Below are 17,287 nucleotides of genomic sequence, written 5' to 3'. Positions count from 1 at the left end.
GGAGGAAAGAATGAGACTGGATTTCATTCAGGAACAATTTAAGAAAAAAGGCTTCTGGAATACATTCCGGTACTATTTCTGCCGTGCTATGTCAAAGGCTGCATTAAAACTGGTGGGACCTTATGTGGTAAAACATGGAAAACTTCACAGGAATTATATTGTGTTTAAGAACAGGACCATGCAGGATATGACAGATAATGCCAGAGCTTTCTATGAATATCTGATCCAGAATGAGAAGTATAAAGATTACCGGATCATCTGGATGGTTTCGGATAAAAGAAAATTCCGGAATTATAAATATAAGAATGTAAAATTTGTAACAGCAGAGAGTAAAAATGGCTGGACAAGTCCACTGGCATATTATTACGGGGCTGTTTCCGGATTTTTCTTTTATACGAATAATTCGGCTTATCTGAATCTGCATCACTGTCCCGGACAAGTGACTGTAAATCTGTGGCATGGATGTGGGTATAAAGATGTGCCGAGAGAGAAACATGAGAGTACAGGAGCAAGTATGATGCATTTTGACTATGCACTTGTACCCGGAAAGGCATTTGTGGAAACGAAATCCCGTTACTGGAAATGTCCGAAGGAGAAAGTACTTCCTCTTGGATATCCCAGATATGACTGGATGCTGAGACCATCTATGAGCAGTCAGGAAATAATCCGGAAGCTGCTGGGAATGACGGCTGATAAGATGATCATCTGGATGCCCACATTCCGAAACAGTGAAGTTCTGGACAGTGCGGAGAGCAGGATTCAGTTGCCTTTCCCGTTGCCTGGACTTAGAAACGAAGAGGAACTAAAGCAGCTGGACAGAACTCTTGGCAGGTTGGATATCCTGCTTATCATCAAGAAACATCCGGTTCAGACGGACTGGAATATCCAGGAAGAGGATTTCCGGAATATCCGTTATGTAGATCAGAAACTACTGGATAAAAAAGGAATACAGTTGTATGAACTGATCAGTGCCAGTGATGGCTTGATCTCGGACTATTCTTCAGTTGCAGTGGATTATATGCTTCTGAACCGGCCACTGGCTTTCGTGCTGACAGATATGCAGCAGTATAAAGAAACCAGAGGATTTGTTTTTGAGAAACCGGAGGAGTATATGCCAGGTGAGAAAGTTTATGATCTGAAAGGACTGGAAACTTTTGCAGAGCATATAGCTTCAGGAGAGGATCTGTACCGGCAGGAGAGAGCACGCCTGCTTCCGATCATGCAGCAGATGCCTGTAAAAGAGAATTATGCAGAAGCACTGGCAGAATATCTGAAATTATGAGATACTGGGTCTAAATATAAAAGTGATTATGAGTGGCGGTAAATCGAATGGTTTTATCTGCCTGACTGAAATAAAAATATGAGAAATGGAGAGTACTATGGAAAAAGTAATTGGATATACACAGGGAACTTTTGATATGTTTCATATTGGCCATCTGAATCTTATCAAAAATGCAAAACGTCACTGCGATTATCTGATCGTTGGCGTAAATGCTGATGATCTGGTGGAATCATATAAGCATAAGAGACCAATCGTTCCGTTAAATGAGAGAGTGGAGATTGTCCGCGCGATCAAATATGTGGATGAAGTGATCGTTACTACAACTCTGGATAAGAAAGAGGTGTGGGAGAAAGTACGTTTCGATGAAATCTATATTGGAGATGACTGGAAGGGAAATGAGCGTTGGGAAAAAACCGGCAAAGAGATGGAACAGCTGGGAGCAAAGCTGGTATTTCTTCCTTACACAAAAGATACATCATCAACCATGCTTCGTGAGAAATTAAAAGAGTTTTAAGGGGTGTGCATATGGGAATCAAAAAGAGAGTTAAGAAGAAAGTAAAGAAGATCAAGAACGCGGCAAAAAAAATTAAGAAAGTTCAGGCTCAGAAGGGCAGAAAGGCAATGCTTTCTGAGTTATGGGCAACGATCACATACGGAATTTACGATGGTCGTACCATCAGACGGATGAAGAAATTCCCTCCTGCGCTGGTAGAGAACAGGATGCTGTTTGAAACCAACGATGATTTTACAGATAATGGACGTGCATTATTCGATTATCTGATCGAGAATGGATACAATAAGAAATATGAGATTGTATGGCTTGTTCATGAACCTGAGAAGTACAAAGAATATGCAGTAGAGAATGTAAAATTTGTAAGAAACTTCAAGAAGGGTTCTACGATCCGAAGAGCAGAAGCATACAAATATGCCCTGACATCCAGATATATTTTCTATACCCAGGCATTCAACTGGATCGGAATGTCCAGAAGAAATCAGCTCTTTGTTGACTTGTGGCATGGATGCGGATATAAGGCAAACAAGAACGGACGAAAGGTATTCTTTGACTACTGTCTGGTACCGGGCGATATTTTCATTAAGACAAAAATGGAATTCTTTGGATGTACTTCCAAGAAGTTACTGCCCTTTGGATATCCGCGTTATGATATGATGATCAGAGGCAGTGAACGCGCAAATGAATATAAGGCAAAACTTCTCAAAGAGACAAACAGTGACAAATTGATCCTCTGGATGCCGACGTACAGACATGCATCCAGTGAACGTCTCAATGAGGAGACATTAAATAATGAATTTAATATCCCGATTATTGACGATGCGGATAAGCTTCTGGAGCTGAATAATTTCTGTAAGGAAAATCATATTCTGATCGTGATCAAGAAACATTATCTTCAGATCCCGTATGATTTCGGGGACAATGTTCTTACAAACATTGTTTATCTGGAGAATAAAGACCTTGCGGATAATGGACTGCAGCTTTATGAGTTTATCAATTGCTCAGACGCACTGGTTTCTGACTATTCTTCTGTTGCTATTGATTATCTGCTTCTGGACAGACCGCTGGGATTCACACTGGATGACTATGAAGCTTATACAGAATCCAGAGGATGGGTATTTGATGATCCGCTGGAATATATGCCAGGTGAGCATATGTATAATATGCAGGATTTTGAGAACTTTATTCTGGATATTAAGAACGGTAATGATAAATATGTAGAACAGCGTGCGGCTGTAAGAGCGAAAACACATAATGTGTGCGATAATTACTGCCAGCGAGTACTTGATTACTTTAATATTACGATGTAATGCTGCAGTATGCCGACGACACGTATTCATACAGAATGAAAAAAGTAAAACTGCCAGGAGCTGTTTTTGTGCAGCGGGGCAGTCTGCGAATATCTGTAGCACAGTAAAGTCATAACAGGAGAAGAAAGATAAATGAAAATATGTATTTGGTGTACCAAGATATTTGATCTTGGAGGAACTAAGCGAGTTGTCACACTTCTTGCAAATGAACTTGTAAAAGAACATGATGTAACGATCATGGTATATCAGGACCGATTTAAAGAAGATCGTAACATGTACCATATGAGTGAAGACATCAAAGTGGATTTCATTGATAATAGTGAATTTGTAAATCGCCATCATACACCGGCTTTCTGCCTGCGCTATCTGGTGAGAAAGCTGAATGCAAAGTATGGAATCTTTAATAAAGAGAAATACAATGATATTCTGGCAGATGCGATCTTTCCAAAGAAGACAAGAGAGAAATGGGTCGAATATTTAAATGAGCAAAATTATGATATTATTATCACAACTGCTGCATTGAGTCTGCGTCTGGGTATGCTTGCACCGGAACTGAATGCAAAGACGATTGGATGGCAACATAACTGCTATGCCGGATATCTGGATGTGCCGAATGTTGTATTCTGGAAACAGGAATGCCTGCTTCAGGAGTATCTGCCAAAGCTGGACAGATATATTGTCCTCAGTGAATATGACCAGAGGGATTATAAGAAATTCCTTGATATTGATACAGAAGTTAAGATCAATCCACGAAGCTTTGTCAGTGAGCGTAAATGTGACCCGAAATCCAAGCATTTTCTTATGGCTACCCGATTTGTATATGCCAAAGGTCTTGACCTGATGATGGAGTCTTTTGAGGAATTCTGCAAGCAGGATGATGAATGGCAGTTAGATATTATCGGAGCCGGCGATCTCTGGAATCAGATTGTGGCAGATGCCAAGAGACGTGGGATTGCAGACAGAGTGAACTTTGTAGGTTATACAAATGAACCGGAAAAATATTATCTGAGTTCTTCCATTTTCCTTCTTCCGTCCAGATGGGAAGGATGGCCGATGGTTATCATGGAAGCTTTTGAATTCGGACTTCCGGTCATTGCATTCCACACAGGTGCCATGGACTTGATCATTGATGATGGAAAGACAGGATATCTGCCGGAAGCATTTGATACAAAGAAATTTACAGAAGCCATGCTGAAGCTTGCGCATGACGAAGAACTCCGCAGAGAGATGTCCAGAAATGCGATCTGGAAATCTGAAGATTTCGCTATTGAAAAGGCAGTCAAAGAGTGGAACAATCTTTTTAATCGCGTTATGGGAATCCAGACTTTCTATATGAAGAATGAAGAACAGATTCTGGAATGCCGCGAGAAATACCCGCTGCGTACCGCTTATGCGGAGTTTGTCAAGGAATATCAGTTAAGAGATAACACCATTCTTTATGAGGCATTTGGTGGACGAGGAATGATTGACAATCCTTTTGCATTGTTCCAGTATCTGCTTGAGAAAGAAGAATATCAGGATTATACACATATCTGGGTACTTGATGATTTCGACGACAACAGAGCGCAGATTGAGAAATATGAGAAATATCCGAATGTGAGATTTGTAAAATATAAGACAAAAGAATACTGCAAAGCCATTGCAACTGTAAAGTATCTGGTAAATAATGTAAGTTTTCCGAGTTATTTTCTTAAGAGAGAAGGACAGGTACTGATCGATACCTGGCATGGAACTCCGTTAAAGAATATGGGATTTGATATTCCGGGGGCAAACATTTCCCAGGGAAATACAGCCAGAAATCTGTTCAGTGCAGACTATATCGTATCTTCTGGTCCTTATATGACAGAGACCGCATATAAGAAGTCTTATAAGATGCAGAATCTGTATGAGGGAACTGTACTGGAAGAAGGTTTTCCACGCAATGACAAACTCTTTAACAGCGACAGGGCAGAAGTGATCCAGAGACTGCAGGATTGCGGAGTAGAAGTAACTGCGGATAAGAAGGTTATTCTCTATGCTCCAACCTGGAGAGGAGAGCAGTACAGCACTCCGGATACAGATCTTCAGGATGTGTATAAACTGCTCCAGGTTATGGAGAGCAGTGTAGATACAAATGAGTATCAGGTGCTTGTTAAACTCCATCAGATCGTATATCACTATATGAAAGAGAATCAGATAGAGTTAGGAACTGCGAAAGCGAAATTTATCCCGGCTACTATGGATACAAGTGAGCTTCTGTCAGTGACAGATGTGCTGGTTTCTGATTATTCCAGTATTTTTTATGATTTCATGCTCACAGGAAGACCAATCTTTTTCTATGTTCCGGATATGGAGAATTTTGAGGACTACAGAGGTCTGTATTTTGGATTTGATAATCTTCCGGGACCGGCAGTATCCTCACCTGAGAAACTGGGCGAACTTCTGAAAGATATTCAGGGTGTGGCTGATTCTTATAAAGAGAAATATGAGAATGTTAAGGCTCAGATTGGTCTGAAAGATGATGGCAATGTATGTAAACGTATCGCAGAAGTTCTGATCGATGGAAAAGAACCGACGAATCCGGTATTTCTGAATCAGACAGATAAAGTGAAACTTCTGGTATATGCAGGGGATTTCAATGAAACACAGGAAACAGACACATTCTATGAATTTCTGAAAAAGGTGGATTTCGAACATTTTGATATCACACTGATCGGAAATGGTGCAAAGGAAGAAGAGTCTTCCGAGAAACTGGATGAACTGCCGAAAGAGGTCAGAGTTCTTTACTGGAAGCGTTCTTATCCTGCTACAGATGAAGAATATGTGCGTCACAATAAATTCATGAAGTCAAAGAAAACAGAACCTTCTGAGGCGCTTAAAGATTTCTATAAACGTGAGCTTCGCAGAATACTTGGAATGTCTAAGTTTGATTATGCGGTAGTATTTACAGATATGAAGAAATTCTTCCCTGTAATGTCAGGAGCGCTGGATGTGAAGCAGATATTCAATATGGATAACTGGCAGGAAGTTCTGAATAAATAGAGCACTTACAGTTCTGTTGTCTGCAGGAAACTCTCGAAGACAGTGAAAAATAGAAAGATATGTAAGGCAGTCTGGTGATTAAATGTGCCAGGCTGCTTTTTTCGTGTGAAATTTCAAATGAAATTCTGAATTATGGTATTCCAAGGGATACGGATAATCGTTCAGTGTAGGACAGATAGTGGCTTACGAATTTAGGGCCGCAGGTAGTTGCGCATGGATTTCAGTGCATTTTTTTCCAGGCGGCTGACCTGGGCCTGAGAGATTCCAATCTCCTGGGCTACTTCCATCTGTGTTTTGCCTTCATAAAAACGAAGTTCTATGATGTGTTTTTCTCTTTTGTTCAGACGCTGCATAGCTTCTCTGAGAGATAAATTCTCAATCCATCGGTCCTCTTTATTCTTCTTATCGCTAATCTGATCCATAACATACAGAGTATCTCCGCCTTCTGTGTAAACTGGTTCAAAGAGACTTACAGGATTCTGGATCGCGTCCATGGCATAGACGATCATTTCTTTTTCTATGCCGATCTCCTGAGCGATTTCTGCAACTGTAGGTTCTTTGAGATGCTGTTTCATATAATTTTCTCTGGTGTAAATAGCTTTATATGCAATATCCCGAAGCGAACGGCTGACACGGATACTGTTGTTATCCCTGAGATAGCGCCGTATCTCTCCTATGATCATGGGAACTGCATAAGTCGAGAACTTTACCTGCAGGGTAGTGTCGAAATTGTCGATGGCCTTGATCAGGCCGATACATCCGATCTGAAAGAGATCATCTGCATTTTCACTGCTGTTCTGAAATCTGCGTATTACGCTGAGAACCAGTCTGAGATTTCCCTTGATGTACAATTCCCGTGCCTGTTCGTCGCCTTCTTTGATCCGACGGAACAGTTCATCTTTTTCTTCTGCATTGAGAACAGGAAGTTTCGACGTATTGACTCCACAGATTTCTACTTTATTCAGTGCCATCTTCTTGAATCCTCCTTATCATCCTTGAACGTGAAATAATAAAGTTGAGATGTTCCGTTACTGAGAACAAAGTAAACAGTAACGTGTTTTCAGTAAGAATGATTCTCATATGGAGGAATATTTATACTTATATCTGGAAAATATAAAAATTATTGACCCTTGACAAAATGGAGAGCAATCTTGCATAGAGACTGTTAGCGTTATCCTTTATGAAAACATTTTTCTTCATCAATCTCTACAAGAATAATGTCATCACCAATCTGGCAGATGCAGTCCCAGGGGATGCGGTATTCACTGTCGCGGCCGAAAAGACAGCAGAATTTTCCGGGACCTGGTACGATCAGGGCAGTCATTCTGCTGGTTTTGCAGTCAAATTCTGCATCAATGGGACACCCGAGACTACGGCAGGTGCAGGTATTGATCACTTCTTTTTGTCTTAATTCACAGATTCTCATGGATACTCCCTTAAAAACTGGTCTGTCTGGAATCTTTTTAACAATTTATGTATTTTTGCGAAAATTTATGCAAGTCCTTTTATTGACACAGCAATTGGAAATACAGTATAATAAAAATATGTAATGATATCAGGGAAAAAGCGCATTTTGACTCTGACATTCTATAATAATTGCACCGAAAATATGATATGACTTAAAAAGGGGGGACGTCCTATGAAATGTCCATTTTGTAATCAGGATAATACGAGAGTAGTTGATTCCAGACCGGTTGAGGATACAAATTCTATCCGCCGTCGCCGTTTATGTGATGCCTGTGGCAGAAGATTTACTACATATGAGAAAGTAGAGAGCATACCGCTTAATGTGATTAAGAAAGATCAGAACAGAGAGCAGTATGACCGTTCGAAAATACAGTCAGGAATTCTGAGAGCATGTTACAAGAGACCAATACCGATAGAGAAGATAGAAGAGATGATGGATGCTATAGAAGGTGAAATCTTTAATACAGAAGAGAAAGAGATTTCCAGTACCAGAATTGGTGAGATTGTCATGGAGCATCTCAAGGATCTGGATGCAGTAGCGTATGTGCGTTTTGCGTCAGTGTACAGAGAATTTAAGGATGTCAGCACATTTATGGATGAACTGAAGAAATTTATGAACTGAATATGCACAAATTTTGGGATATATGGCGTGAATTTATGCTGATTGCATAAATAAATTAAGTTGCAGAGCAAACGATACTTTTTGGGCTTTACACGAGGAGGTTCATATAACCTGCATCGCCAAGTGTATTACTGACACGAAGTGAGTAGCGATAGGATTTTTGAGAAAAATAGAAGACTAGTCAGTAATATATAAATGAAAAACCGACGGGAACTTATCATTCCCGCCGGTTTTTCATTTGTATTTTTTATGGGGGAGTTTAACTGATATCAGAGCAGATAATCGTTATATTAGTTATTAAACAATACCCTGAGCCTTCATAGCATCTACAACTTTTTCGAAGCCTGCGATGTTAGCACCTACAACGTAGTTGCCCTCCATACCATAACGTTTGGAAGCATCATCAACTTTATTGAAGATGTCAACCATGATCTGGTGAAGTTTTGTATCAACTTCTTCTGCTGTCCAGGAAAGTCTTGCAGAGTTCTGGCACATTTCAAGTGCGGAAGTAGCAACACCACCAGCGTTAGCTGCTTTACCAGGCATGAATGTTACGCCGTTTGCCATAAGGTAATCTGTTGCTTCACGGGTAGTAGGCATGTTAGCACCTTCTGCAACATATTTGCATCCGTTTGCAATAAGAGTCTTAACAGCGTCAAGGTCAAGTTCGTTCTGAGTTGCACATGGAAGATAGATATCGCATTTGATGTTCCAGATGCCTTTTCCTTCTGTGTAAGTAGCACCTTCAACACGGTCAGCATATTCTTTGATACGTCCACGTTTTACTTCTTTGATATCTTTTACGATGTCAAGTTTGATTCCTTCTGGATCATAGATATATCCGTTGGAATCGCACATAGCAACAACTTTACCGCCAAGTTCAGTTGCTTTTTCTACAGCATAGATAGCAACGTTACCGGAACCTGTTACGATGAGAGTTTTACCGGAGATTGTATCATTTTTAGCTTTAACCATTTCGTCAAGCATATATACAAGACCGTATCCTGTAGCCTGTGTACGGATTAAAGATCCGCCGTAGGAAAGTCCTTTACCTGTAAGAACACCTTCATACAGACCACGATTTCTCTTGTACTGTCCGTAAAGGTAACCGATCTCACGTCCGCCTACACCGATATCACCTGCAGGAACGTCCATGTCAGCACCGATATATTTGGAAAGCTCTGTCATAAAGCTCTGGCAGAATGCCATTACTTCTCTGTCAGATTTTCCTTTAGGATCGAAGTTGGAACCACCTTTACCGCCGCCGATCGGAAGACCTGTAAGAGAGTTCTTGAAGATCTGCTCGAAACCTAAGAATTTAAGGATTCCCTGGTTTACTGACGGATGGAATCTTAAACCACCCTTGTACGGTCCGATTGCACTGTTGAACTGTACACGGTAACCTTTGTTAACCTGTACAACGCCCTTGTCGTCTACCCACGGAACACGGAAAGAAATGATTCTTTCTGGCTCAACAAGACGCTCAAGAATAGAAAGTTTACGATATTCTTCTTCATTTTTGTCGATTACGACTTTAAGGGAGTCTAAAACTTCCTTTACTGCCTGGTGGAATTCAGGCTCATTTGGATTCTGTGCTACGACTCTTTCGTATACCTCTTCAGTATAAGACATAATGATTTCCTCCTCGTCGATCGTTTGTGTATTTTTTAAATCGACGTTATTATACACTAAAGTGTTACAAATGGAAAGAGTTAAATGAAATTTTTTTTGTAAAAATTTTTTGAACAAATTTTGACTTGATAAAAACAGTTAAATATGAGAAAATGTTAAGAATCATCCATACAACTTGTGAAAGAAAAAACAGATTACATAAAATATAGACCAAATAGGAAAAAAATGGTATAATTTGAATAAATAGCTGTGGAACAGTTATTGGTTTATGAGCAGATAACGAAGCGGATTGTGAATCTATCCGATCGAGCTCATTAGATATATGTAACTGCATTGTAATACGAGGATGAAGAGGGGGATTTTATATCGACAGAATTGTAAAGAAAGGGGATTTAATCACATGGCGGGATTTAAAACAAAAGTAACACCTGAAATTGAGAATCTGACTGATATCTGTAAGGAACACACAAGTCTGGATCTTTCTCTGTACGCAAAGTACGATGTTAAAAGAGGACTCCGTGATATTAATGGTAAGGGTGTCCTTGCAGGTCTGACGCAGGTTTCCAATGTCAAAGCTACAAAGATCGTGGATGGCAAAGAGGTTCCATGCGCGGGAAGTCTTTCCTACAGAGGTTATGATATCAAAGATCTGACCAGAGGATTTATCGAAGATGACAGATATGGATTTGAAGAAGTTACCTATCTGCTGCTGTTCGGAAGTCTTCCTGATAAGAAACAGCTTGCAGATTTTACACAGCTTCTGGCAGATCAGCGGTCACTCCCGACAAATTTTGTCCGCGATGTTGTGATGAAGGCACCGAGTAAGGATATCATGAATGCGCTTTCAAGAAGTGTGCTTACATTATATTCCTATGATACGAATCCGGATGATACATCACTGCCGAATGTACTCAGACAGTGCCTGAATCTAATCAGTGTATTTCCATTGCTTTCTGTTTATGGATATCAGGCTTATAACCATTATATCAAAGGTAAGAGTCTCTATATCCATAATCCGAAGAAAGAACTTACTACAGCAGAGAATATTCTGCGAATGCTCCGCCCGGATAAGAAATATACACATCTGGAAGCAAAGATTCTGGATATTGCGCTGATCCTTCATATGGAGCATGGCGGTGGTAATAACTCAACCTTTACAACTCATGTAGTCTCTTCATCAGGAACAGATACCTATTCTGCGATCGCTGCAGCGCTTGGTTCATTAAAGGGACCGAAGCATGGCGGTGCCAATATCAAAGTTGTCAAGATGTTCAATGATATGAAGAAGGAAGTTAAGGACTGGACAGACGAAGATGAGGTTCGTGCGTACCTTAAGAGACTTCTGCATAAAGAAGCATTTGACCAGAAAGGTCTGATCTATGGTATGGGACATGCCATTTATTCTGTATCTGACCCGAGAGCCGAGGTCTTTAAGGCATATGTTGAGAAACTGGCAGAAGAGAAGGGCAGAATGAAAGACTACGGCCTTTATTCTATGGTAGAGCGTCTGGCACCAGAAGTGATCGCAGAGGAACGCCGTATTTATAAAGGTGTAAGTGCCAATGTGGACTTTTATAGTGGCTTTGTTTACAGTATGTTGGATCTGCCGCTTGAACTGTTTACACCGATGTTTGCAGTTGCACGTATTGTAGGATGGAGTGCTCACAGAATGGAAGAGCTTATCAATGCAGATAAGATTATCCGTCCGGCATACAAGAACGTTCTGGAACCGGCAGTATATGTTCCGCTCAGTGAACGCTGATCTTAGGGATTGCGGCTGTACTGTAAAAGAATGGATTCGTAACTGTGAAGGTACTGAACAGTTACACGGATTATTTTTAAAAGAATAACGGAAATACAAATAAAGGAAATGACTACGGATGTTTAATTGTTTTTTTCCGGATGAATATCTGGATTCTACTTATATGATCGACTTTGACAGTTTGTATGCGCAGGGATACAGAGGGCTTTTGTTTGATATAGATAACACTCTGGTACCTCACGGCGCACCGGCAGATGAGAGAGCATGCGCATTGTTTGCACATTTGAAGGAACTGGGGTTTAAATGCTGTTTCCTGTCGAACAATCAATATGAGAGGGTTTCTTCTTTTAATGATGCGATAGGAGAGCAGTTTATTGAGAACGCACACAAGCCTTCAACAAAGAATTATATCAGAGCGATGGAGCTGCTTGGAACTGACAGGAGTAATACGATTTTTGTTGGAGACCAGCTGTTTACTGATATATATGGGGCGAAACGCGCAGGAATCCGGAATATTCTGGTGAAGCCGCTCAATCCAAAAGAAGAGATTCAGATCGTACTGAAAAGATATCTTGAAAGAATTGTACTATATTTTTACCGTAAAGAGGAGGGGAATTCATGAACCATATTGTTATCATAGGATTTATGGGTTCAGGAAAGACAAGAGTAGGAAAACGACTGGCGAAGGATTTTAATATTCCTTTCATAGACGTTGACCGTGTAGTATCAAAGAAGATGAACCTTACAATGAAAGAGATTTTTGACAGATTTGGCGAGCCTTTTTACAGGGCACTTGAGACAACTGTGATCAAGGCACTGATCGATGATCCGGAGCAGAAGATCATTTCTCTTGGATCCGGCCTGCCGATGCAGGAGCAGAATGCCAAATATATCAAGAAGCTTGGAACTGTGGTATATCTGAAAGGATCTTACGCTACGCTGAAGAAAAGACTGGAGAATTCCAGCAGCAATCCTTTGATCGAAGGTGAAGATAAAGAAGACAAGATCAAGAAGCTTCTCAAGCAGCGTGATCCTGTTTATGCGAAGTTTGCGGATGTTGAGATGGTCACAGGAGACAAGCCTTTTGAAGATCTGATCGCACAGCTTGAAGAAAAATTAAAAACATATGTAAAAAATAGTTGAAAAAAGTGCCGGAATATTATAAAATCAGATAAGAGTGTGTCACGAAATCGAAGAGAAGAATAAGAAAGACACACACTTTGAACCGGCTGTTGCTGTGAGAAACAGCATCGCTGAACTTGTACTATTAAGGAGGAAATATAACTATGATTTCAGCAGGTGATTTCAAAAACGGTATCACACTTGAAATTGACGGAAACGTATGTCAGATCGTTGAATTCCAGCACGTAAAACCAGGAAAGGGTGCTGCTTTCGTAAGAACAAAATACAAAAACATCATTACAGGAGCAGTTCTTGAGAAATCTTTCCGTCCAACAGAGAAATTCCCGGCAGCACGTATTGAGCGTACTGATATGCAGTATCTGTATGATGATGGTGATCTGTACTATTTCATGAACGTAGAGACATATGATCAGGTTGGTCTTACAAAGGATCAGGTTGGCGATTCTCTTAAATTCGTTAAAGAGAATGAAATGGTTAAGATCTGTTCCCATAACGGAAACGTATTCGCTATCGAGCCGCCTCTGTTCGTAGAACTTGAAGTTACTGAGACAGAGCTAGGATTCGCTGGAAACACAGCACAGGGTGCTACTAAACCGGCTACTGTAGAGACAGGTGCTCAGGTTCAGGTTCCGCTGTTCGTTAACCAGGGTGACAAACTGAAAATTGATACAAGAACTGGAGAATATCTTTCTCGAGTATAATATTCAGGTAAGTAATCATACTGCCATCGGTGAAAGCCGGTGGCAGTTTTTGAGTTTATGGAGAATTGTTTTATAAATACAAGATCAGGAGGAGAGAATGAATGGAATATGTAACACTTGGAAAAACAGGTCTTAAAGTATCTAGAATGGGACTCGGCGGGATTCCGATCCAGAGAATTGATGCAGAAGGAACTAAGACTTTGCTGCATAAACTGGCAGATCAGGGGGTAAATTATATCGATACAGCCAGAGGATATACAGTCAGTGAAGAATACCTAGGCTATGCATTAGAGGGGATCAGAGATAAGTTTATACTTGCCACAAAATCTATGGCACGTACAAAAGAGGCTATGGCAGCAGATATTGAGAAGAGTCTTAATAATCTTCGTACAGACCATATTGATCTGTATCAGGTACATAATCCAAGTATGGAGCAGCTTGATCAGGTACTGGCAGCAGGCGGAGCACTGGAAGCGTTACAGGAAGCAAAAACAGCAGGAAAGATCGGACATATCGGGCTGACTGCTCATTCTACAAAAGTATTTGCCCGTGCACTGGAACTGGACTGGGTAGAGACGATCATGTTCCCGTATAATATTGTGGAGAGTCAGGGAGAAGAACTAATCGCGAAATGTACAGAAAAGAACATCGGGTTTATTGATATGAAACCTCTTGCAGGTGGTGCGATCGAGAATGGAACACTCGCAATGCGTTACATTTGTGCGAACAAAAATGTGACCATTGTAATTCCGGGAATGGCGGAAGAGAAAGAGATGGAAGAGAATATCAAAGCCTGTCTTGACCCTTCTCCGTTAAACGAGAAGGAACTGGAAGAGATTCAGGCAGTCAGAGACCAGCTTGGTACAAATTTCTGCCGCAGATGTAATTACTGTGCACCATGCAGTGTAGGGATCAGCATTCCGAATGTATTCCTGTTTGCAGGATATCTTAACCGTTACGATCTCGGAGACTGGGCAAAAGACCGTTACGGTTCACTGGCAGTAAAAGCTTCCGCATGTATAGAATGCGGCGCATGTGAAACCAGATGCCCATATCATCTGCCAATCCGTAAGATGATGAAGGAATGTGCAGAGCAGTTTGGAGAATAAAGAATATTTTTTGTTTTGTACATAAAAAAGTGATCAGAGGGATAGACTGTTCTCTGATCACTTTTACTTTATATGACAGGGATAATGGAAAAATAGGATGGAAAAATAGCAATAAAAATTATCTTGACAGCTTTTGATTTTACCAATATAATAATAAACAGTCGGCATATAGTATATAAGTGATATGCCAATGTTGAGAAACACGCTTTCGTCTAATTACCAGTATTGTTCGACAGCAGAACAATGTAACGAAGTCACAGTTCGGGCTTGTACTGGTTTCGACGGGGGCTTTGAAGTTGGGGAAGCCATCCGCAGACTCCTGGACTGCGTACCAACCGGGAACCTAAATATAAACGCAGACGAACAGTACGCGTTAGCAGCCTAATTGCTGCTCGTCAGCCCTGATGCACTCACACTTCAGGGGTCTGGCGTCGACCATGTGAGAAACCTTGCCGGGTAAGCTTTGCCCCGGTAGATGTATCATGAAGCTACTGAGATGATAAGCCTGTCGGTGGGCGTATCATTGAGGGAATGTTAAAACAGCGACTGTGATGGGAGATGCCTCAATGAATAGGCTTTCGGACGCGGGTTCAATTCCCGCCAGGTCCATAAAAATTCCTTGATTTTACAGGGGTTTATCTTTTGATTTTTCAAAGGTAAGCAAGGAGTAATCAAGGTACAGTGAAGAGTTTATCCGCAAAAGTGATACTTTACGGATAAACTTTTTTTATACATAAAAGTATCAATATAGTTGAAGGATGCGATCTGGGACATTACCTGGGAGTAACAGATCAGAGGTTCAGATCATAGAATAGAAGGTGACATAGAAAAAGGGAGAATGATCATGGAACAGATTGCAAATTATGTAAAACCAGAACTTATTGTAGTTGCCATTGCTCTGTATTTTTCGGGTATGGCGCTGAAACAGGCGCAGGCAGTAAAAGATAAATATATTCCGCTTATTCTGGGTGGAATCGGTATCGTAATCTGTGCAATGTATGTATTTGCGACAAGCGTATTCAATACACCGCAGGATATTGTAATGGCAATCTTTACAGCTATTGTACAAGGAATTCTGGTAGCCGGTCTTTCTATCTATGTAAATCAGATCATTAAGCAGACCAATAAGGAAGAATGATTCAGGTAATGAGCGATCATTCTTTTTTCTCTATGAAGGAGGAAAACCTAATGGTAAAGATTTCAAATTGTGGTCATGATGAGAATGGGCGGTACGCAGGGGGCAAAGCAGGTGATCAGACAGGTACGGAGTATCGGATTATGAACTGGTACAGTCGTCCGTGGCTGTGCGTATTAAGATTCGAGAATAAGGAAATAGCATCTCTGATTGCTGATATGGCGGAGAAAAAGCGGGAGATATTTTGCTGAATGATGATCATCATGTAGCTATTGCTGTAACATCCGGTCCAAAAGCCACAGAAGTTTCAGATATACCAACAGAAAACTATACATTTAAATCGAAGACAGTCAAAGTGGGAGACAAAAGTGCTTCTGTACTTTTATTACAGGAAATTTTAAGAGCCAGAGGATTCAAAGGTAAAAATAGAAAAATACTTAAACTTACCTGGAAAGCAGATGAAAACACTATATATGCGCTAAAGACTTATCAGGGATCCAGAAAAGAAATTTTGAAAGCAGATGGGATCTGTGGACCTGCCACATGGAAAGATCTGATTGCCATCTGAGAGAATCTCCCGGGGAAGACAGCCCAGGAGAAAATTTCTTCTCCATGTTCACAAAACCTACATAAATGTTTGATATAGTACCGATATAGAAGATTACAGGATGCTGTTTGTTATGTAGGAAGTTAAACAGTAACTGGAAAGCAGAAACAGTCAGAGATTGTTTCAGAAATAGAAAGATAAAAGAAAACGGAGGGGATAAAGATGGATACATTGAAAATCCTGGTGGTAGATGATGAGAGTCGTATGAGAAAACTGGTAAAGGACTTCCTGACAAAAAAGAACTTTCAGGTGTTAGAAGCTAGTAACGGTGAAGAAGCTATGGATATCTTTTATGAAGAAAAAGATATCGCACTGATCATTTTGGATGTTATGATGCCGAAGATGGATGGATGGGAAGTGTGTCGCGAGATTCGTAAGAATTCTAAAGTGCCGATCATTATGCTGACAGCAAGAAGCGATGAAAGAGATGAGCTTCTTGGATTTGAACTTGGAGTAGACGAATACATTTCTAAGCCCTTCAGTCCGAAGATTCTTGTGGCAAGAGTAGAGGCAATCCTTCGTCGTACAGGACAGGCAAATCCTGAGGATGTGCTTTCCGCAGGAGGTATTGTGATCGATAAAGCAGCACATCTTGCTGCTGTAGATGGCAAGCCTATGGAATTAAGCTTCAAAGAATTTGAACTTCTGACATATTTCCTGGAAAATGAGGGGATTGCTCTTTCCAGAGAGAAGATCCTCAATTCTGTATGGAATTATGACTACTTCGGAGATGCCCGTACTATTGATACTCATGTTAAGAAACTCAGAAGCAAAATGGGTGACAAAGGAGAATATATTAAGACAGTCTGGGGTATGGGATATAAATTTGAGGTAGATGAATGATGCTGGGCAAAAATGCAGATAATAGAAACCAAAAGGGAAAAGAACCTCAAAAACAGCCCGGAAAGAAAAACAGGAAGCATGTGAAAGCCAAGAAATTTCATTCTCTGAAACATCAGATATCTGTATTATTTATAGGACTTTT

General features: G+C 40.6%; 17 protein-coding genes and 1 other RNA gene. 15 read left to right on the top strand and 3 right to left on the bottom strand.

The window, feature by feature from the left end:
• Window positions 1-10: 10 nt before the first annotated feature.
• From ACTNES_RS08025 to ACTNES_RS08010, 4 genes are all read left to right on the top strand, one after another.
• The gene (locus ACTNES_RS08025; protein WP_441039078.1) at window positions 11-1,282 is read left to right on the top strand and encodes a CDP-glycerol glycerophosphotransferase family protein; all 1,272 of its coding nucleotides are present in this window, start codon (window positions 11-13) and stop codon (window positions 1,280-1,282) included.
• 97 nt (window positions 1,283-1,379) lie between these two features.
• Window positions 1,380-1,796: an adenylyltransferase/cytidyltransferase family protein gene (locus tag ACTNES_RS08020; RefSeq protein ID WP_216459026.1), complete on the top strand. Its 417-nt coding sequence runs from the start codon at window positions 1,380-1,382 to the stop codon at window positions 1,794-1,796.
• Window positions 1,797-1,807: 11 nt separating this feature from the next.
• Window positions 1,808-3,103 carry a CDP-glycerol glycerophosphotransferase family protein gene (locus tag ACTNES_RS08015; RefSeq protein WP_291804961.1) on the top strand — a complete coding sequence of 432 codons (1,296 nt, stop codon included), beginning with the start codon at window positions 1,808-1,810 and terminating at the stop codon, window positions 3,101-3,103.
• 132 nt (window positions 3,104-3,235) lie between these two features.
• Window positions 3,236-6,124 carry a CDP-glycerol glycerophosphotransferase family protein gene (locus ACTNES_RS08010; protein ID WP_441039077.1) on the top strand — a complete coding sequence of 963 codons (2,889 nt, stop codon included), beginning with the start codon at window positions 3,236-3,238 and terminating at the stop codon, window positions 6,122-6,124.
• A 191-nt stretch (window positions 6,125-6,315) separates the two neighbouring features.
• Here the strand turns inward: ACTNES_RS08010 and sigG are convergent, their stop codons facing one another.
• Both sigG and ACTNES_RS08000 read right to left on the bottom strand, forming a co-directional pair.
• The gene (sigG, locus tag ACTNES_RS08005; protein WP_291804965.1) at window positions 6,316-7,095 is read right to left on the bottom strand and encodes an RNA polymerase sporulation sigma factor SigG; all 780 of its coding nucleotides are present in this window, start codon (window positions 7,093-7,095) and stop codon (window positions 6,316-6,318) included.
• Between the two features lie 200 nt (window positions 7,096-7,295).
• Window positions 7,296-7,550 (bottom strand): YlmC/YmxH family sporulation protein, encoded by a 255-nt coding sequence (locus ACTNES_RS08000; protein WP_216459022.1) that lies wholly within the window; start codon window positions 7,548-7,550, stop codon window positions 7,296-7,298.
• Between the two features lie 213 nt (window positions 7,551-7,763).
• Between ACTNES_RS08000 and nrdR the strand changes: the two genes are divergently transcribed.
• Window positions 7,764-8,213, top strand: a complete 450-nt coding sequence (gene nrdR, locus ACTNES_RS07995; RefSeq protein WP_216459021.1) for a transcriptional regulator NrdR — start codon at window positions 7,764-7,766, stop codon at window positions 8,211-8,213.
• Between the two features lie 297 nt (window positions 8,214-8,510).
• On the opposite strand, the gene gdhA is transcribed toward nrdR, so the two are convergent.
• Window positions 8,511-9,845 carry an NADP-specific glutamate dehydrogenase gene (gdhA, locus tag ACTNES_RS07990; protein WP_216459020.1) on the bottom strand — a complete coding sequence of 445 codons (1,335 nt, stop codon included), beginning with the start codon at window positions 9,843-9,845 and terminating at the stop codon, window positions 8,511-8,513.
• A gap of 400 nt (window positions 9,846-10,245) precedes the next feature.
• Between gdhA and ACTNES_RS07985 the strand changes: the two genes are divergently transcribed.
• From ACTNES_RS07985 to ACTNES_RS07940, 10 genes are all read left to right on the top strand, one after another.
• The gene (locus tag ACTNES_RS07985) at window positions 10,246-11,607 is read left to right on the top strand and encodes a citrate/2-methylcitrate synthase (RefSeq protein ID WP_216459019.1); all 1,362 of its coding nucleotides are present in this window, start codon (window positions 10,246-10,248) and stop codon (window positions 11,605-11,607) included.
• 118 nt (window positions 11,608-11,725) lie between these two features.
• The gene (locus ACTNES_RS07980) at window positions 11,726-12,229 is read left to right on the top strand and encodes a YqeG family HAD IIIA-type phosphatase (RefSeq protein WP_216459018.1); all 504 of its coding nucleotides are present in this window, start codon (window positions 11,726-11,728) and stop codon (window positions 12,227-12,229) included.
• A complete protein-coding gene (locus ACTNES_RS07975; RefSeq protein ID WP_216459017.1) occupies window positions 12,226-12,750 on the top strand; it encodes a shikimate kinase in 525 nt (174 codons plus the stop codon). The genes ACTNES_RS07980 and ACTNES_RS07975 overlap by 4 nt, the downstream gene beginning before the upstream one ends.
• Before the next feature lie 143 nt (window positions 12,751-12,893).
• Window positions 12,894-13,451 carry an elongation factor P gene (gene efp, locus ACTNES_RS07970; protein WP_441039076.1) on the top strand — a complete coding sequence of 186 codons (558 nt, stop codon included), beginning with the start codon at window positions 12,894-12,896 and terminating at the stop codon, window positions 13,449-13,451.
• 101 nt (window positions 13,452-13,552) lie between these two features.
• Entirely contained in the window at window positions 13,553-14,560 is a 1,008-nt protein-coding gene (locus tag ACTNES_RS07965) for an aldo/keto reductase (protein ID WP_320813737.1), read from the top strand.
• 263 nt (window positions 14,561-14,823) lie between these two features.
• Window positions 14,824-15,172: a transfer-messenger RNA gene (ssrA, locus tag ACTNES_RS07960) on the top strand.
• Window positions 15,173-15,404: 232 nt separating this feature from the next.
• Window positions 15,405-15,698: a phage holin family protein gene (locus tag ACTNES_RS07955; RefSeq protein WP_291804980.1), complete on the top strand. Its 294-nt coding sequence runs from the start codon at window positions 15,405-15,407 to the stop codon at window positions 15,696-15,698.
• Window positions 15,699-15,748: 50 nt separating this feature from the next.
• On the top strand, window positions 15,749-15,946 hold the full coding sequence (locus ACTNES_RS07950) for a hypothetical protein (RefSeq protein WP_291814555.1): 198 nt from the start codon (window positions 15,749-15,751) through the stop codon (window positions 15,944-15,946).
• The gene (locus ACTNES_RS07945) at window positions 15,940-16,263 is read left to right on the top strand and encodes a peptidoglycan-binding domain-containing protein (RefSeq protein WP_291804985.1); all 324 of its coding nucleotides are present in this window, start codon (window positions 15,940-15,942) and stop codon (window positions 16,261-16,263) included. Before ACTNES_RS07950 ends, ACTNES_RS07945 begins: the two co-directional genes overlap by 7 nt.
• Window positions 16,264-16,464: 201 nt before the next feature.
• Window positions 16,465-17,145 carry a response regulator transcription factor gene (locus ACTNES_RS07940; protein WP_441039075.1) on the top strand — a complete coding sequence of 227 codons (681 nt, stop codon included), beginning with the start codon at window positions 16,465-16,467 and terminating at the stop codon, window positions 17,143-17,145.
• Window positions 17,146-17,287: the final 142 nt, after the last annotated feature.

The organism is Blautia sp. HCP3S3_D9, assembly GCF_052063845.1.
Taxonomy (GTDB): Bacteria; Bacillota; Clostridia; order Lachnospirales; family Lachnospiraceae; genus Blautia_A.
This window is presented reverse-complemented; position numbering and strand designations above follow the sequence as displayed.

What these genes read in the sequence shown, in the direction of transcription:
- ACTNES_RS08025 (WP_441039078.1), top strand. Translation starts at nt 11, where the DNA reads ATGAGACTGGATTTCATTCAGGAACAATTTAAGAAAAAAGGCTTCTGG.
- ACTNES_RS08020 (WP_216459026.1), top strand. Translation starts at nt 1,380, where the DNA reads ATGGAAAAAGTAATTGGATATACACAGGGAACTTTTGATATGTTTCAT.
- ACTNES_RS08015 (WP_291804961.1), top strand. Translation starts at nt 1,808, where the DNA reads ATGGGAATCAAAAAGAGAGTTAAGAAGAAAGTAAAGAAGATCAAGAAC.
- ACTNES_RS08010 (WP_441039077.1), top strand. Translation starts at nt 3,236, where the DNA reads ATGAAAATATGTATTTGGTGTACCAAGATATTTGATCTTGGAGGAACT.
- sigG (WP_291804965.1), bottom strand. Translation starts at nt 7,095, where the DNA reads ATGGCACTGAATAAAGTAGAAATCTGTGGAGTCAATACGTCGAAACTT.
- ACTNES_RS08000 (WP_216459022.1), bottom strand. Translation starts at nt 7,550, where the DNA reads ATGAGAATCTGTGAATTAAGACAAAAAGAAGTGATCAATACCTGCACC.
- nrdR (WP_216459021.1), top strand. Translation starts at nt 7,764, where the DNA reads ATGAAATGTCCATTTTGTAATCAGGATAATACGAGAGTAGTTGATTCC.
- gdhA (WP_216459020.1), bottom strand. Translation starts at nt 9,845, where the DNA reads ATGTCTTATACTGAAGAGGTATACGAAAGAGTCGTAGCACAGAATCCA.
- ACTNES_RS07985 (WP_216459019.1), top strand. Translation starts at nt 10,246, where the DNA reads ATGGCGGGATTTAAAACAAAAGTAACACCTGAAATTGAGAATCTGACT.
- ACTNES_RS07980 (WP_216459018.1), top strand. Translation starts at nt 11,726, where the DNA reads ATGTTTAATTGTTTTTTTCCGGATGAATATCTGGATTCTACTTATATG.
- ACTNES_RS07975 (WP_216459017.1), top strand. Translation starts at nt 12,226, where the DNA reads ATGAACCATATTGTTATCATAGGATTTATGGGTTCAGGAAAGACAAGA.
- efp (WP_441039076.1), top strand. Translation starts at nt 12,894, where the DNA reads ATGATTTCAGCAGGTGATTTCAAAAACGGTATCACACTTGAAATTGAC.
- ACTNES_RS07965 (WP_320813737.1), top strand. Translation starts at nt 13,553, where the DNA reads ATGGAATATGTAACACTTGGAAAAACAGGTCTTAAAGTATCTAGAATG.
- ACTNES_RS07955 (WP_291804980.1), top strand. Translation starts at nt 15,405, where the DNA reads ATGGAACAGATTGCAAATTATGTAAAACCAGAACTTATTGTAGTTGCC.
- ACTNES_RS07950 (WP_291814555.1), top strand. Translation starts at nt 15,749, where the DNA reads ATGGTAAAGATTTCAAATTGTGGTCATGATGAGAATGGGCGGTACGCA.
- ACTNES_RS07940 (WP_441039075.1), top strand. Translation starts at nt 16,465, where the DNA reads ATGGATACATTGAAAATCCTGGTGGTAGATGATGAGAGTCGTATGAGA.